The 17,763-nt window shown below is 38.7% G+C and carries 6 protein-coding genes; 4 read left to right on the top strand and 2 right to left on the bottom strand.

Going from position 1 to position 17,763, the window contains the following annotated elements; all coding sequences use genetic code 11:
- Positions 1–2 precede the first annotated feature (2 nt).
- Positions 3–1,175 carry an aldose epimerase family protein gene (locus tag CA2015_RS19800; RefSeq protein WP_048643467.1) on the bottom strand — a complete coding sequence of 391 codons (1,173 nt, stop codon included), beginning with the start codon at positions 1,173–1,175 and terminating at the stop codon, positions 3–5.
- Positions 1,172–3,016 (bottom strand): glycoside hydrolase family 2 protein, encoded by a 1,845-nt coding sequence (locus tag CA2015_RS19795; RefSeq protein ID WP_048643466.1) that lies wholly within the window; start codon positions 3,014–3,016, stop codon positions 1,172–1,174. Before CA2015_RS19795 ends, CA2015_RS19800 begins: the two co-directional genes overlap by 4 nt.
- 402 nt (positions 3,017–3,418) lie before the next feature.
- Here CA2015_RS19795 and CA2015_RS19790 point away from each other — a divergent pair, with 402 nt between their 5' ends.
- The 4 genes from CA2015_RS19790 to CA2015_RS19775 all read left to right on the top strand — a co-directional run bounded on the left by CA2015_RS19790 (position 3,419) and on the right by CA2015_RS19775 (position 17,371).
- Entirely contained in the window at positions 3,419–9,106 is a 5,688-nt protein-coding gene (locus tag CA2015_RS19790; protein ID WP_048643465.1) for a T9SS C-terminal target domain-containing protein, read from the top strand.
- A gap of 17 nt (positions 9,107–9,123) precedes the next feature.
- Positions 9,124–10,131: a PorP/SprF family type IX secretion system membrane protein gene (locus CA2015_RS19785; protein ID WP_240477853.1), complete on the top strand. Its 1,008-nt coding sequence runs from the start codon at positions 9,124–9,126 to the stop codon at positions 10,129–10,131.
- Between the two features lie 491 nt (positions 10,132–10,622).
- Positions 10,623–16,343: a PKD domain-containing protein gene (locus tag CA2015_RS19780; protein ID WP_084012046.1), complete on the top strand. Its 5,721-nt coding sequence runs from the start codon at positions 10,623–10,625 to the stop codon at positions 16,341–16,343.
- Positions 16,340–17,371 carry a PorP/SprF family type IX secretion system membrane protein gene (locus CA2015_RS19775; RefSeq protein ID WP_048643462.1) on the top strand — a complete coding sequence of 344 codons (1,032 nt, stop codon included), beginning with the start codon at positions 16,340–16,342 and terminating at the stop codon, positions 17,369–17,371. The genes CA2015_RS19780 and CA2015_RS19775 overlap by 4 nt, the downstream gene beginning before the upstream one ends.
- Positions 17,372–17,763: the final 392 nt, after the last annotated feature.

Raw genomic sequence — 17,763 nt, 5'->3', positions numbered from 1 at the left:
GCTCATTTGATCACTGAAAATTTATAAATACACTCATGTGTATAGGTATCTCCAGGTTTCACTGTTACAGATGGGAACGAAGGTTGGTTTGGAGAGTCTGGGTAATGTTGCGTTTCCAAACAGATCGCACCTTGTTTTCCATAGGATTTACCAGCTTTGGAAGCTCCCCCTCCGTTCATAAAATTACCAGTATACACCTGAACTCCTGGCTGATCAGTAAACACCTCCATTTTACGACCATTTTCAGGCACCCAAACAGCTGCAGTTTTAATGGTTTCTTTATTTCCTTCCTCACGATTGATAACCCAATTGTGATCGTATCCACCACCTTTTTTAAGTTGTTCATTGTCGTCATCAATTCGCTCTCCAATTAGATGCGGTTCGCTAAAATCAAATGGAGTACCTTTTACCGGCTTGATATCACCCAAAGGAATAAGGGTATCATCAACTGGCGTAAAATGATCCGCATTGAGTTGAAGCATATGATTCCTCACATTCCCCTCTCCATGACCATTAAGATTAAAGAAGGAATGGTGCGTAAGATTTACTATTGTAGGCTTGTCTGTAGTCGCCTTGTAGGTAATCTTAAACTCATTGTCATCTGTCAGGTAATAATCCATATAAACCGTAAGTTCACCAGGAAAGCCTGCTTCTCCATCAGGTGACACATACTTCATCGCCAGTTTCTGATCCGTAGCTTCCAAAACCTCCCAAACTACCTTATGATAACCACCTGGGGCTCCATGAAGGTTGTTAGGACCATTGTTGGCTTCCAAAGGATACGTTTTACCATCAAGGGTGAATTTCGCCCCTGCTATCCTATTGCCATACCTTCCGATAGGAGCACCATAGTACCCTCCTGGGGTATTGATGTACTCATCCAAATTATCGTATCCCAATACCACATCTTCAAACTTTCCGTTTTTATCCGGGGCAAAAAGTTCTACCACTCTCGCACCAAAATTGGTAACGGTCATTTCCATACCATTTTTATTGGTAAGGTGGTATAACTTTACTTCTTTACCATTTACATTCTTCTCAAATGCTGAATCTTCCATTGCTGTTAAAAATTTGGGTTCTATTTTTTGTTCATTCTCAGCTTGCTCTTTGGTGTTCTGCCCACAAGCCATAACCATTCCTGATACCAAGAGGGCCAATAAAGGTGAGGTTTTCATTTCATAGGGATTTTAATATTGTACAATTCCTCATGCAATTGCTTTAAAAACTGAGGGTCTAATTTAATTACTTTTCTGTCATAGGTCATCAACCCATTGGTTTCTATTTCCACATCGGTAGTTTGTGTGTAAATAGCGGCTGATAAGCCCATTGGCAAAAGCGGCTTTAAGTCCATGATTAATTTGCTGTACCTTTTTTTCAAAGCAGCTTGATCTTCAAAACTTTGGTATCCCCAATTGTCTTTTTCTTGCCAGGTATGCCCTTCTATAGGCAGACCTAAACCACCGTATTCCCCTAAGACTAAGATCTGCTTCTTACCCCAAATTTTAGGGTCAGGCATGACTGGATCTGGATAATTGTGCATGTCCATGATTTGACCTTCAAGGGTATAATTACCTCCACTAGCTCCATTGACCATCCTGCTTGGGTCATAAGCCACTGTCCAATTCACGATTTCCTCTGTATTGAATTGCCCCCATGCTTCATTAAATGGCACCCAAACCACTATGGAAGGAAAGTTATAATTGGCATCCATAATAGCCTTCCACTCCTTTTTAAAGATAGCGATGGATTCCGGAGTTCTATTCTTTTCCGTACCTTTCCCCAACACTCCAGGCCTGGACTCCCACCTATTGCCCATGTCTCCACTTGGCATATCCTGCCATACAAGCATTCCTATTTTATCACAATGGTAGTACCACCTTGCTGGTTCAACTTTCACATGCTTTCTTATCATGTTAAAGCCCATATCTTTTGTTTTGTCTATATCAAAAACCAAAGCTTCTTCGGTAGGCGCCGTGTACAAACCATCAGGCCACCATCCCTGATCCAATGGACCATATTGAAACAAAAATTTATCGTTCAAAAGTAATCGTTGGTTACCATTCTCATCAGGAAGCATGCTGATTTTCCTCATGGCAGTATAGCTCTTTACTGCATCCACGAGTTTTCTACCTTCCAGCAAACGGGCTTCAATATCGTAAAGAAAAGGATTTTCAGGTCCCCAAATATTTGGATTACTGATGGTAAAAGTGGCATCTTTACCGGCAGGCACTTTCTCTTCTGCCAATAGCTCTCCATTTGCCATTAAACTTACACTAACCATTTGGCCCGGCTCAGGATTCATGACCTCAGCATGAACTGTAATTTGCTTATTGTCTAAATCAGGGGTATTTCTAATAGAGTAAATGTATTGATTAGGAACAGCCTCCAACCAAACAGTCTGCCAAATTCCAGTAACCGGTGTGTACCAAATGGCATGAGGTTTATTTACTTGTTTACCACGTGGTTGAGGTCCATCATCAGTCGGGTCCCAAACCCTAACTGTTAATTGTTGCTTTTTTCCAGAAACCAAGGCACCACTGATTTCAAAAAAGAAAGGATCGTAGCCACCCTGATGAATTCCAACACGCTTACCATTGACAAATACTTCTGCTTCCCAATCCACCGCTCCAAAATGAAGCAATAAATCACCTTTCTTCATGGACCGGTCCACTTCAAATTCTCTTTGGTACCAAAGTTCCTTGTCCTTACCCACAGTTTTACCCACACCTGATAGTGCAGATTCTATAGCATAAGGAACTAAAATTTCTCCTTGAAAACTGGATGGTTGAACTGTACCTTTATCGACAATAGCATATTGCCAAAGTCCATTTAAATTGAACCAGTTTTCTCTGGTCATCTGAGGTCGAGGATATTCGGGTAATGGAGCACTTGGATTAATATCCATTGCCCATTTTGACAAAATTTTATCTTCAACAGGTTGCCAACCACCTTGCTGGCTAAACGCTGGAACAACAATGAAAAATACTGCAATCCAATAGGTTATTTTTTTTATCATGGGCTTTAATTATTGTAGGAAATAAGGTTTCCAATTGACTTTAAATAAAAGGAATTAAGCGAAAATATTAAAAAATTAAATCAAATAGGCTATAATTTTTTTGAAATCCAAAAAATAATATTTGCAACTATCATCATTTCTCTTACTCGCCATTTTCATTTGATACTGGTAAAAAAGGAATTGAAAATATGAATAATGAATTTTCTAATTTTTAACGCAAATTTTTCAATTTTCCACAGCCATAAAACCGCTCTATTGACGTCATAATAATTTATAATTCAGTTACTTATTAAATTTCTATTCCCTATTTTTACGTATTGTTTAAGATTAAAATCAGATAATTTCTGCTTTGGTTTAGGCATTTTTAAAATTATTTTTTTAAAAAACTCTTTGTTAAAACAGTTGAAAATAATTAGTAAATATATATTACCCAGTATCATTTTATTTTTAATATTTGGATCTCAAATTTTTGAAATTAAAGGGGAATTAATTTCTCCTTTTGCCTCCATAACTATTGAAGATCAAATTGACACGCAGGTTAAATTTAATGGTGATTTAACCATTACTTTGGAAATGCTATCTATCACTTATGCTGGTGACAAGTCTAACCTTAGTCTGGAAATAAAAGGTGGAACAGGATATAGCTTTACCGGACAAACAATTTCCCCCACTATCCAATACGAAGAAAATTGGGAAGCCAAAGGCAAAGAGATTATTGTTAACGTTCAAATTACCGATGGGGTAGATCTCAGCGAAGTTTATCCCTTCAAAGTACTTGTCATTCCTCCTACTTTACCATTGGCTTATTCAGAAAATAGCTGTAAAGGCATTATTTCTCTTACCCTAAGTGCGTATAAGCCAAGTCAACGGTACGAAGAATCTTTTCCATTTACATTTAAATTGATTGATGAAGTCGGAGATACAATATCAGTAATCAGTGTAAACAATACTGCACCTTTCCAGACTTCAGCAACTGTAAACTTTGGACAGGATTTTGAATTAAATAGAGAAATAGAATACCAAATTTATGCTATAGACAATTTGGGAAGGGAATATTTAAGAAGTGCAGGCCCTTTAGGCCAAGCCTATTCTCTGGATTTTGAATTAAACTTCGCAGGACTGCTTTGCCCCGAAGACAAAACGGGTCTAGTAGAGTTCATTATCTTCAATGCCACACTTCCAGTAAATAATTTTATTATTATTGACAGTGAAGGAAAGGAAAAACCTACGGACTTTGAAGTCATTTCCGACTCAGATGGTTTTGTAGTTATACAGGCCAAAGACATGGAACCTGGAACTTACACCCTAGAAATTGAAGATCGGTTTCAATGTAATGGTAGGGAAAGTTTTGAAATTATTATTCCAGAACCAATTGAAGCTGTAGAAACTGTAAATCACGTGACTTGTTATGGTGACGATAATGGAGAGATTAGTTTACTTATAAAAGGAGGTTGGTCATCGCCTTTTGCAGGTAATCATCGTAAAGAATGGACAAATTATGATATTGTCTGGTTCGATGAGCAGGAAAATGAGGTTGATGATGTAAGCAATTCATTCGTAACTCTTGGAGGAGCAATTATAGGTGTGGAGAGTAAAATTAACCACTTAGCTCCGGGAAATTATTATGCTAAAATTCATGACAAAGGACGACGATTCGAGATCGCAGGTGCAGCACCACTCCAATGCGAAAAAACCACATCATGGATAACAGTTGAAGGACCGGATCCATTAACCTTTACTGAAACCTTACAAAATGTATCTTGCAATGGAGTGGCTGATGGAAGTATTACCATTAGCCCAGAAGGAGGTACTCCTCAATATACGGTTGATTGGTTTACAGGCAACTTTGAAAATGAAAACTCCCCTGAGCCTGCTGAGTTGGTGGTTTTACCAAAAAATTCCGGTGAAGATGATTTTTCTAAACAACAATTAAGCCCTGGAGAATATGCTGTTTTAATTACAGATCAAAATGGCTGTTTTTTGGCCAAAAACTACACCATTAGTGAGCCAACTCCATTGACTTTAACTGAACTTCCTGGGCTCAGACAAGATGTTAGGTGTTTTGGAGAAGAAACTGGGACCATTGCGATCAAATTGTATGAGAATACCCCAACTCCGTTCTCCATAGAAGTTTTTAAAGACGGAACACTTTTGAAAGTATTCGGCCCTGAAAATAACATAGCCTCAGATACCATCTATTTTTCAAATTTAAAAGGAGGCCTTTACGATTTTAGAATTGAAGATAACAAAGGCTGTGATTTTCATCTGGAAGGTATTTTAATTGATCAACCAGAAACAGGTTTACTTATACAGGACACGATTATTTCAAATTATAATGGTTTTGAAATATCTTTTCCGGAGGCAAATGATGGTAACATTTCCCTTGATATCACTGGCGGAGAAGGTAACTATGACTATTACTGGACCGGACCGAATGGCTTTGAAGCCTCTACCAAGGATATCAGCAACCTTGGCCCTGGAGAATATCAGTTTATCGTAACTGATGATAACAATTGTACTGCTCGACTTTCTTCAATAATTTTAAATGCCCCTCCTCCTTTAACCCTAACCCCAAACATCCCTGAGGTCAATGGCTACCAAATAAGTTGCTTTGGTACAGCTGGAGGAGTTATAAAACCAAACCCTTCTGGTGGTACCGGTATTTATACCTATAACTGGACTGGACCGAATGGCTTTAATTCTACCGATAGTTTCCTTGAAAACCTTACTGCTGGCTATTATTCCCTTGAATTAGCTGATGAAAATGGGGCAAGTATAGAAGCAACCTATAAAATCTCTGAACCCAATGAATTAATCTTATCTGAAGCAATTGATCTGCGGGTGCCAGTGGCTTGTTTTGGAGAAAGCAATGGTGCTTTCACAATTAATATAGACCAACCGTCATTGGCTCCTTTTACCCTCTCTATGGGGATAATGGGTGAAGTACAAACAACACGAACAGTTTCTAATTTCAACAATGCTGCTTATACATTTGACAACATTCCGGGTAACCTTTACTGGGTAACAGTAGAAGATGCCAATGGTTGTATCAAAAGACTTGACGATATTTTAGTAGAGCAGCCTGAAACTGGCCTTCAACTCACAGACCTGGAGCTTTCCCAATTTAATGGATATGAAGTATCATGTGCAGGAGGAATGAATGGTTCGATTTCATTTGTTATTACAGGAAATCAAGGGGATTTATCTTATAGGTGGACAGGACCTAATGGCTTTACTTCTGCCGAATCAAATCTTGAAGGCCTGAAAGCCGGAAAATACCAAGTTATTGTCACCGATGACAATGGTTGTACTATCAGCAGTGATTTTGACTTAAATGAACCTGCTCCTTTAACCCTCCTGGACAACGTTTCTAACTATAGTGGATTTGGAGTTCATTGTAATGGAGGCAATGAAGGGTTTATTTACTTAGACATAGCGGGAGGATCTGGAACAAGTCAAATCGAATGGAATGGACCTGACGGTTTCATTTCTGATTCTGACAGTTTAAAAAATATTTTTCCGGGTATTTACCATGTCAATATAACTGACGCCAACGGTTGTGAAATCAACAAAAGCTATACCCTTACAGAACCCCAGGGACTAGAAATAGAAGAACTGACAAATGAAAAAGTACATGTTTCCTGCTTCGGCCAAGAGACTGGAGTATTGGCTGCTTCCATTACCCGGACTTCGGCTGGCCCATACAGGTATGAGTTATCGAAAGAAGGTGGTGAGATCGTTAATACATCTCCCCTTACCTCAGAAAGCAATTGGTTTTTTACAAATCTTGCTGCAGGTAAATATATGATTACAGTAAGAGATGCCAACGATTGTTTCAAGGAAATTACAAATTTAGAAATTACCCAACCGCTATCAGGGTTGAAAATTGATGAAGTTGAAGTTTCTTCCTTCAACGGATATAATATCAGTTGTTTCGAAGCTGCCGATGCTTGGATTGATGTATCCATATCAGGAGGTTCCGGAAACAATAAATTTGATTGGTCAGGTCCAGAGAATTTCTCCTCAAACAGTCCTTCTATCAAGAATTTAATACCTGGTGATTATCACCTTACTATTGTGGATCAAAATGGTTGTGAAGCACTCACTGAAATTATAAGTATTACCGAACCCAAACCACTATTAATTAATTCCAAATTAGCAATCACAAATGGATATGAAATCAGTTGCTATGGGTCTAATGATGGTCATATAGAATTGAACCCTACAGGTGGTAGTGGGAATTATAGTATTGAGTGGACTGGCCCAAATGGATTTACTTCTAATGCTTCAAGTCTAGAAGCTCTTTCTCCAGGGAAATACAGTGTGACTGTTAGAGATGAAAACTTTTGTAAAGTAAGCGAAGAATTTAACATAAGGGAACCTGACCCACTTTCTATCACAAAGGTTGAAAAATCAGATATTTCCTGTTATGGCGCTGCTACCGGTAGTATAGCTTTGCTGGTTGAAGGAGGAGCAGCAGGAACTTATAATTTCCATTGGACCAAGGATGGTGTTCCTATGGCACTTGATACCCCAAGTTCTGATGAACTTTTTTCAGGTACTTACGAAGTAGCTGTCACTGATGCCAATGGTTGTCAAATCATCAGTTCAGCCATCACTATTTCCGAACCCAATGCCCCATTGGAAGTATTGATGGAACAAACGGAAGTATCTTGCTATAATGCCAATGATGCCAACCTTTCTATAGACATTACAGGCGGTGTTAAGCCTTACAAAATCAATTGGAATACAGGAGCAACCCAAAGTTCGTTTGAGGGAATTGGTCCAGGCTTTTATCAGGTCACGGTTACCGATGCGAATGGATGTACAGTGATAAAAGAAACTACCATAGAGGAAGTTCCTGTATTCAAAATAGATCCTGTTGTCAATCCTGTTTCTTGTTTTGGTGCCACAGATGGAAGTATTCTACTGAACCTCGAAGGAGGTAAAGCACCTATAACGGCCACCTGGGAACATGGTCCAGAGCAATCTTCCCTCTACAATCTTGCACCGGGGGTTTATAAGGTATACCTAAAAGATGCCAGCAACTGTACAATCGAAAGAACATTTAATTTAATCGAACCTGAACTTCTAGTAGCAGTAGGACTAGTGCAAGATGCTACTTCTTGCAGTAATGGTCAAAGTGGTGAGATTTCACTTATGGTATCCGGTGGCAGACCTCCATATAGCTATAATTGGAGCAATGGAGAAAGTAGCGCTTCAATATACAACCTTACCAATGGTAGCTATTCAGTAGACATAACAGATCAATCGGGATGTTTTGTAAGCCAAACCTTTGAAGTCAAAAGACCTGACCCGATATCGATAAGTCTTTCAAACAAGACTACTTCACAGTGTGAGCCCAGAGAAATATTAGAAATTATTGAGCTAAGTATTGATGGAGGTGTAGCACCCTATTCCATACAGTGGAGCAGTGGAGAAGTATTCGATAACGGTTATCGGATGGAAGCCAATGGCCCCGGAAATTACCAGGTCACAGTTACTGATGGAAATGGATGTATACAGACCAAAAGTTTTACTGTCCAAAACAACATCGTTCTTATAAAAGGAGAATACTTATCTGAAGCATTTCCTTTGTATGGAGAAAACCTGGTTAACTTTGACGTTCAGTTTACCAATAAGAGCAATGGAAATATTGGCCTATACTATTGGGATTTTGGTGATGGAAACAGTTCCTTGGAAGAGTCTCCCGTTTATCGTTATACTAAGCCAGGAACCTATATTGTCACTTTAGTAGGTACCGATATTTGGGGTTGTGAGACAAGTAGCTCCTTTCAAATAAAGATCACAGACTTTTTTCTAAAAACACCAAATGTTTTCAGCCCAAATGGAGATGGACTCAATGATTTTTTCTTCCCTAAATTCCTAAATATAAATAGCCTTGTTTTCATTATTATGAATACTTGGGGAGAAATCTTGTACCAGTCGAAAGACCTAAAGGATCCAGGATGGGATGGCACATTTAGAGGACAAAAAGCAAGCCCTGGCAATTATGTTTATAAATTAAAATATACCACAGCAGACGGAAGGAATTTTAGTAACACCGGTGCATTCATGCTTTTGGAATGAGAAATATTAAATTCATAATGCTATTTATCACCTGTTTTTTATCCGATCCTATCGGTTTAAAGGCGCAGGATTTTCAATTTACGCAGTTCTATGCAGCGCCACTTAACCTAAGTCCCGCTTTTGCTGGAGCCATGGAAACGACGAGAATTGGCATCAATTACAGAAAGCAATGGCCTGGATTGGGTTACGATTTCAATGCTTCAGGAATTTATTATGACAATTTCGTAGATGAGACAAATGTTGGTTTTGGCTTTTCAGCATCTCAGTTTTCAGAATCTTTGCTAAACATAAGGTCTACTGATATTGCAGGTTATATTTCTTATAAACTCCTACTTAACAATGAAAGCTTTCTTCGCTTTGGTGGGCAATTGGGGCTGGTAAATAGAAGCCTAACCTTGCAAGAAATGGTTTTTGGTGACCAAATAGATCTACTGAACAGGACAGTAAACTCGGCCACAATTGACCTTTTACCTGGTGAAGATAGTAAATGGTATCCAGATATAGCATTTGGTGCATTGCTTCAATTACCTGACTTTTGGTTTGGACTAAGTAGTAGTCATGTTTCCCGTCCCAACATCGGCTTTCTGGAGGATGGAATTGGGAATAATCTACCTATAAAATGGGATGTACATGGGGGCTATGTGAAAAACTTGGACAGGAGAATGTTTAAATCCGGAGAGATGCGCAAGGTACTTTCAGTCTCTTTCAATTACAAAAGACAAGGAACCTTTCAGCAAATAGAAGTAATACCTCAAGTACAGATAGAAAATTTTATTGGAGGACTGGGATTCCGAAATATAACCCGATTCAATGAATTACCAGATCAAAACTCCATCAATGCAGTTTTAGGATTTAGTTTATTAAGTGGTATAACTATGGCTTATAGTTATGATTATATGCTAAATAAATTTAGCAGTCCTGCTCATGTCTCCCATGAGGTATCCATTTATTTTACAGACTTAAGAAGAAAAAAGTTTATGCAAACCATTCTTCCCTGTCCTACCAGCAATGGAAGAAGGTATTGAAAGCATGGTAAAAAAAGGTCCATTAGACAAATCTACAATCTTATAGTTAATTAGTTTAAAAAGGCCTTGCCCTTAATAAACCAATTGAATAAGAATTATATTGCCAAGACTCTATATAAACGGTTTGATCTATTAAAATATCTTCCAGTAACCCATATTCATTATCCTAAGCCTTATTTGGTGAGGGGAAAATCGCATGAAACACCTGATTGTTAAGTAGTTTAATTAGGTTAAAGTAGGGGCTATTGGTTTTTTAAGTCTAGTATTAGTAGCCTGTCTTAAAGCTTATAAATCAAAAAAGCAATGAAAAAAGGCTTTTTCTAGTCATAATAAGCAAATCTTAAAAATAAATATCTTCAAATTTTAGTAGGATTATAAAATTTTTGTATAAAAATAAAATTAAGGTATTTTTTTAATATGTTATGTCTAAATTTAATCGTTGATCTGAGTTCAGTTTTAAGTAAGTCAAATTTTTAATAAACATTTTGAAATTGATTATTTTTACAAAAAGTCTATTAAAGCGCTTAAAAGATTTTGAGAAAATTTTATTTCCAGGGGTAGTTTTATCTTTATTGCTTACCTATCAAATTTTCGAATCCAAAGGCGAGATATTCTCTGTTTTCGCCCCGGTTACCATTACCGACCAAGTGGATACATTGGTTCTTTACAATGGGGAATTAGACATTTCTCTAGATATGCTAACCATTGGTTATTCAGGAGATAAATCCAATCTAACTTTGGAAGTCTTGGCCGGTGTAGGATATACATTCAGTGGGCAAACCATCCAGCCTGATATTCCCTACGACGATACCTGGGAAGCAAAAGGTAAGGAAATAGTTGTAAATGTTCAGGTTACCGATGGAGTAGATGTCAGCGACGTTTTTCCATTTAGGCTAATGGTAACCCCACCAATATTACCATTGGCTTACTTTGAAAACAGTTGTCAAGGCACCATTTCCTTAACTGTAAGTGCCTTTAAACCCGACCAAAGATCAGAAATATCATTCCCATTTACCTTTAAATTAGTAGATGAATCAGACAATGTCTTGACCACTGTAACAGTAGACAATACGGCCCCATTCCAAAATTCAGCTTCCGTTACCTTTGGGCTTAACAATGAATTGGATAGAGAGGCACAATACAAAATTTTCGTTGAAGACAATATAGGAAGGGAGTATTTCAGAAATGCAGGGCCACTTGGGCAGGCCTACTCCCTGGATTTTGAACTAAATTTTGCTGGCTATCTTTGTCCTGATGATGATACAGGAGTGGTGGAGTTTATCATTTTTAATGCAGCACTTCCTGTAAATAATTTTGTAATTATTGACAAAGATGGCAATGAAACCCCTACAAATTTTGATGTGGTATCTGATGATGATGGGTTTGCTGTTATTCAGGTTCAAGATTTAGAAGTTGGGTCTTATACACTTGAAATCGAAGATAGGTTTCAATGTAATGGTAGGGAAAGTTTTGAGATAATTATTCCTGAACCAATGGAAATAGTTGAAACAGTTGAACATCTGAATTGCTATGGAGATACCAATGGAGAAATCAGCTTATTAATAAGTGGAGGATGGTCTGAACCATTCCCAGGTAACCCACGTGAAGACTGGATTAAATATGGAATAACTTGGTTTGATGAAGAAGGCAAAGAAGTAGAGGGTGATATCTCTACCTTCGTCACAGAGGAAGGCGAAATTATTGGTATGGAAAGTAAACTCGGCAATCTTCCTGCAGGTGATTATTACGCCAAAATAACTGACCGAGGAAGGTTGTTTGAAATTGCAGGTGCAGATCCACTTTCCTGTGAAAAATCAACACCTTGGATAACCGTAGAAGGTCCAGATGAACTTGAACTATCCGAAACCATTCAAAATATTTCATGTCATGGAGCAGAGGATGGGCTCTTATCCATAAACCCTTCAGGAGGAGTTCCAGGATATACCATTGCTTGGTATACGGGCAATTTTGATAATTTAAATGCTCCCAATTCGGATGACTTGGATGTTTTACCACCTAGTGCGGAGGACGATGTATTTACAAGGAAAAAATTAAAACCTGGTGATTATGCTGTTTTATTAACAGATGAGAATGGATGTATCATAGCTGAAAATTTCACTATTACTGAGCCGAGCACCTTATCCTTAACGGAGCTAAGTGACCTTAGGGTAGATGTGAGATGCTTTGGAGAAGAAACCGGAAGCATTGCCATTGCCTTACAGGAGGATACACCTACACCGTTTTCTCTAGAAGTTTTTAGGGATGGAGATGTAATAGAAATGTTGGGACCAATAAATGTCCTTACTTCTGATACGCTTTACTTTACAGATTTAGCAGGAGGTGTTTATGACTTTAGAATAGAAGACAACAATGGTTGTAATTTTCTTCTTGAGGACATTTTGATTGATGAACCTGCAACAGGTTTGCTTATTCAAGACACACTAATCTCTGATTACAATGGCTTTCAAATATCTTGTTTCGGGGCAGCCGATGGAAGTATCTCCCTAGACATAACAGGTGGAGTTGGCAACTTGGACTATCTTTGGACAGGACCAAATGGGTTTGAAGCTACAACCAAAGACATCAGCAATCTTGGGCCAGGAGAGTACCAGTTTTTCGTAACTGATGAAAACGTTTGTTCGGCCCGAATAGCTTCCATAGAATTAACAGAGCCAAGCCCGCTGATCTTAAATGAAATCATTCCTGAGAACAATGGTTTCCAAATAAGTTGTTTTGGAAGTGCCGATGCAAGCATTGATCCCAACCCTACAGGTGGAACGGAGGTTTATACCTACAGTTGGTCTGGTCCAAATGGTTTTACTTCCACAGACAGCAAACTTGAAAACCTTTTGGCTGGTACCTATTCTCTAGAATTAACAGATGAAAACGGCTGTGTCATTGAAGGTAATTATGAAATAACTGAACCGGATGAATTGATTGTCTCCGAAGACGTCGATTCCCGGGTACCTGTTGCTTGTTTTGGAGAAAGCAATGGTGCTTTTACAATTACTATTGACCAAGCATCCCTACCCCCTTATACCCTTACTTTGGAAACAATGGATGGATCAACCACCATCGAAACTGTTCCAAACTTCTCGGGTGCATCTTATACTTTTACTAACCTCCCTGGGGATCGTTATAAGGTAAGTGTTGAAGATGCAAATGGCTGTATTACGCTACTGGATGATCTATTGATAGACCAACCTGCTACTGGGCTTCAGCTTAACGACCTTCAATTAACTGATTACAATGGCTTTGGAATTTCATGTGCCGGAGAGAATGACGGATCAATTTCTTTTAACATTAGTGGTAATCAAGGAAATTTATTGTATCGCTGGGATGGTCCAAATGGCTTCACCTCAGATGAGGCAAACCTAACTAGTTTAGAAGCAGGGAAGTATGAACTACTTGTGACGGATGAATCTGGCTGTACTTTAAGCCGAGAATTTGACATTGAAGAACCTGCTCCTTTAAACCTTATCGATGAGGTTTCTGATTACAATGGATTTGGGGTTCAATGTAACGGAGGAAACGAAGGGTATATCTATTTGGATATATCTGGAGGATCAGGGAATTCGATCATAAAATGGACCGGCCCAGATGGCTTTGTTTCTAATCAAGACAGTTTGAAAAACATTTTTGAGGGAACTTACGATCTTACAATAACCGACAGTAATGGATGCCAAATTGTAAAATCTTATACCCTCACAGAACCACAAGGATTGGAAGTAGGCGAATTAGCTGATGAAAAAGTGAATGTATCCTGTTTTGGTCAAGCTACTGGAGTATTGGCCGCAGTAATCAACAGGACTTCGGCAGGACCTTATACTTATGAGCTGATGAATGAAGGAGGAGATGTAATAAGTACCTCCCCTCCCACTACTGAAACCACTTGGCTTTTCACGAACCTCGCTGCTGGAAAGTATTCTTTCACCGTAAGCGATGTGAATAATTGTATACAGGAAGTCGAAAACCTGGAAATCACCCAACCAGCTTCAGGTTTACAAATCGAAGATGTATTCGTTTCTGATTTTACAGGCTTTAATATATCTTGCTTTGGTGCTGACAATGGCTGGATTGAAGTAACCACCTCAGGAGGTTCTGGTAATTATCAATACGAATGGTCAGGGCCTGATAACTTTACAGCTGACAAGCCTTCCATTAGTAATTTAAAGCCTGGTGATTACCAACTTACGATCACTGACCAAAACGGTTGTGAAGTAATTACAGATGTTATTAACATCAGGGAACCCGATCCCATTGCGGTCAACCCCAGTGTAAGCAGCTACAATGATTACCAAATCACTTGTAATGGGGCGAATGATGGAAGCATTGAACTAAATCCAACAGGTGGAACAGGTAATTACACACTATCTTGGACGGGTCCAAATGGCTTTTCTTCTGATGATTTGATGGTTAATAACCTTGCACCAGGAAACTATGAGGTAGCTATAATAGATGAAAACAATTGTGAAATAACTGAAGCATTTACCATTGAAGAGCCAGATCCTTTGTCCTTAACGCTTGTTGAGAAAATAGATGTACTCTGTTATGGAGATGCGACAGGTAGTATTTCTATTTTTGTTGAAGGGGGCATTTTAGATTCATATACTTACAATTGGACAAAGGATGGATTACCAATCGCATCCAACACAGCAAATATCAATAATCTTTTGTCAGGAGTCTACAGTGTAGTTGTTACAGATGCCAATGGTTGTCAAATAGGCCTATCTAATATAAAAGTTTCTCAACCAGATGCTCCTCTTCAAGTAAGCATGAAACAAACAGAAGTTTCCTGTTACAATGCCAATGATGCCGACCTATCAATAGACATTCAAGGAGGCGTAGAGCCCTATCAAATAAGTTGGAACATAGGGTCTACCCAGAGTTCATTTGAAGGCATAGGCCCAGGCTTTTATCAGGTCACTGTAACCGATGCCAATGGTTGCTCCCTGGTAAAAGAGACCACCATTGAGGAAGTTCCCGTCTTCGAAATAGACCCTGTCGTCAATCAAATTTCTTGTTTTGGTGCTACTGATGGCAGCATTTTATTGAATCTAAATGGAGGTTCTGCTCCTGTTAAAGCTACTTGGTCTCATGGCCCTGAACAATCTTCCCTTTATAATTTGGCTCCTGGTGTTTACAGCGTCTATCTTGAAGATGCCAATGGTTGTAACATTGAAAGAACTTTCAACTTACTGGAACCAGATTTACTTATAGCCATGGGGCAAGTACAAGATGCTCTGGATTGCCAAAATAGTGAAGGTGGGGCAATAAATCTCGCCGTTTCTGGAGGAAGACCACCGTACAGTTATACATGGAGTAATGGAGAAACCAGTCCTTCGATTTTCAATTTAACCAATGGCAATTATTCGGTTGAGGTTGTGGATCAGTCAGGATGCTATGTTAGCCAAACTTTTGAAGTACGGAGACCAGATCCCATTGTTATTAATATAGCAAGTACCACCTCTACACAATGTGAACCAAGGGAAATCCTTGAGACAATTGACCTTAATATAGATGGTGGTGTTGCACCCTATACTATCGATTGGAGTAGCGGACAGGTGTCAAATAACGGTTACCGAATGGAAACCAATGCCCCAGGAAATTATCAGGTTACTGTTACGGATGGCAATGGTTGCATACAAACGCGAAGTTTTGATGTTGAGAATAACGTAGTGTTAGCAGAAGGTGATTATTTATCATCTGCTTTCCCCCTATATGGAGAAAACCTAGTGAATTTCGATGTTCAATTTATCAACAAAAGTAGTGGAGAAATTATGCTTTATTACTGGGATTTTGGTGATGGAAATAATTCATTGGAGGAAAATCCAAAGCATAATTACCAAGTCCCTGGCGCCTATACGGTTTCTTTAATGGTGACTGATGTTTGGGGCTGTGAAACTTACGATACATTCGAGATAGTTATTACTGATTATTTCCTTAAAACCCCCAATGTATTTACTCCCAACGGAGATGGGGTGAATGACAACTATTTCCCCAAATTTGTTCATGTAGAGAGCCTTGCTTTCACTGTAATGGACAAATGGGGAGAGATTATATTCCATTCCGAAGACCCTAACGATAAAGGATGGGATGGGCAATTTCGTGGGCAGAAGGCAAGCCCGGGCAATTACGTCTACAAACTGAATTACACTACATCAGACGGAAGAAAATTTAGTGAAACCGGTGTATTTATGCTTTTAGAATGAGAGAAATAAAAATCATACTGCTATACATTATTTGTTTGTTCTCTGGACAAACGGGTCTGATGGCACAGGACTTCCAATTTACACAGTTCTATGCTGCTCCCCTTAATCTCAGCCCTGCCTTTACCGGAGCTATGGAGGTAACTAGGGTAGGTATCAACTATAGAAAACAATGGCCAGGGCTAGGTTATGATTTCAATGCTTATGGTCTGTATTTTGATACCTATATTGATGAGACCAATGTAGGCTTTGGCTTCTCTGCTTCTCAGTTTTCAGAATCCTTACTTAATATAAGATCGACGGATTTGGCGGGATACCTCTCCTACAAACTTATGCTAAACAATCAAAGCTTTCTACGCTTCGGCGGACAGCTTGGACTTGTTAATAGAAGTTTAACCTTACAGGAAATGGTTTTTGGGGATCAGATAGACCTGTTGAACCGTACCATCAATCCTGGCAGCATGGATTTACTACCTGGAGAAGACAGCAAATATTATCCAGACATTGCCTTTGGGGCTTTGCTTCAGGCACCGGATTTTTGGTTTGGAGTAAGTAGCAGCCACCTCTCTCGTCCCAATATTGGATTTCTAGAGGATGGTATAGGAAACAACCTTCCTATAAAATGGGGAGTACATGGGGGCTATGTCAAAAACCTTGACCGGAGAATGTTTAAATCCGGTAACATTCGTAAGGTGTTTTCTGTGTCCTTCAATTACAAAAGGCAAGGAACCTTTCAACAAATTGAAGTGATCCCTCAAGTACAGGTGGAAAATTTTATTGGTGGCCTAGGCTTCAGAAACGTTACCCGTTTCAATGATTTGCCTGATCAAAACTCCATCAATGCTGTTTTGGGATTTAGCCTATTGAGTGGCATTACCATGGCCTACAGTTATGATTATATGTTGAATAGGTTTAGCAACCCTGCACATGTGTCTCATGAAATATCCATCTATTTCACCGACCTTAGAAAGAAACGATTTATGCAAACCATTCTCCCTTGTCCTCCAAGTAATGCAAATTGGAGGTATTGAGTACTTTAACTCCAATTAATATTTGAAATTTAGAACAGTATAAGGTATCTAAAATAGAAATAGCCCCTTTTTTCCCTCAATTTGAGTAAACCTATTAGGTATTACTCTTTGGTATTCCCCAAAACTAATTTAGAATTTAGCAAAAAGCTAGAAATCCTTGGGATCGGTCATTATGCGGAAATATACATTGGAGACCATACAAATAAAATTTGGACAGAGGATGGTAGGGTTATAAATAATATGCTACCTTTCTTTAATAGGTTTTTAAATTTTTAAAATTAAGTTCGAGTTTATAACTAATCAATAACCTTGTCTAGGAAGTAAATAATCTATAAAAAAGGGACATAACAGGTTTTGCCTATTTGATAAAACCCAGCATTTTTTGTTTATTA

The sequence above is a fragment of the Cyclobacterium amurskyense genome, from assembly GCF_001050135.1.
GTDB classification, from domain to species: domain Bacteria; phylum Bacteroidota; class Bacteroidia; order Cytophagales; family Cyclobacteriaceae; genus Cyclobacterium; species Cyclobacterium amurskyense.
Note: the sequence above shows the minus strand (reverse complement) of the source record. Positions and strands in the feature narration are given on the sequence as shown.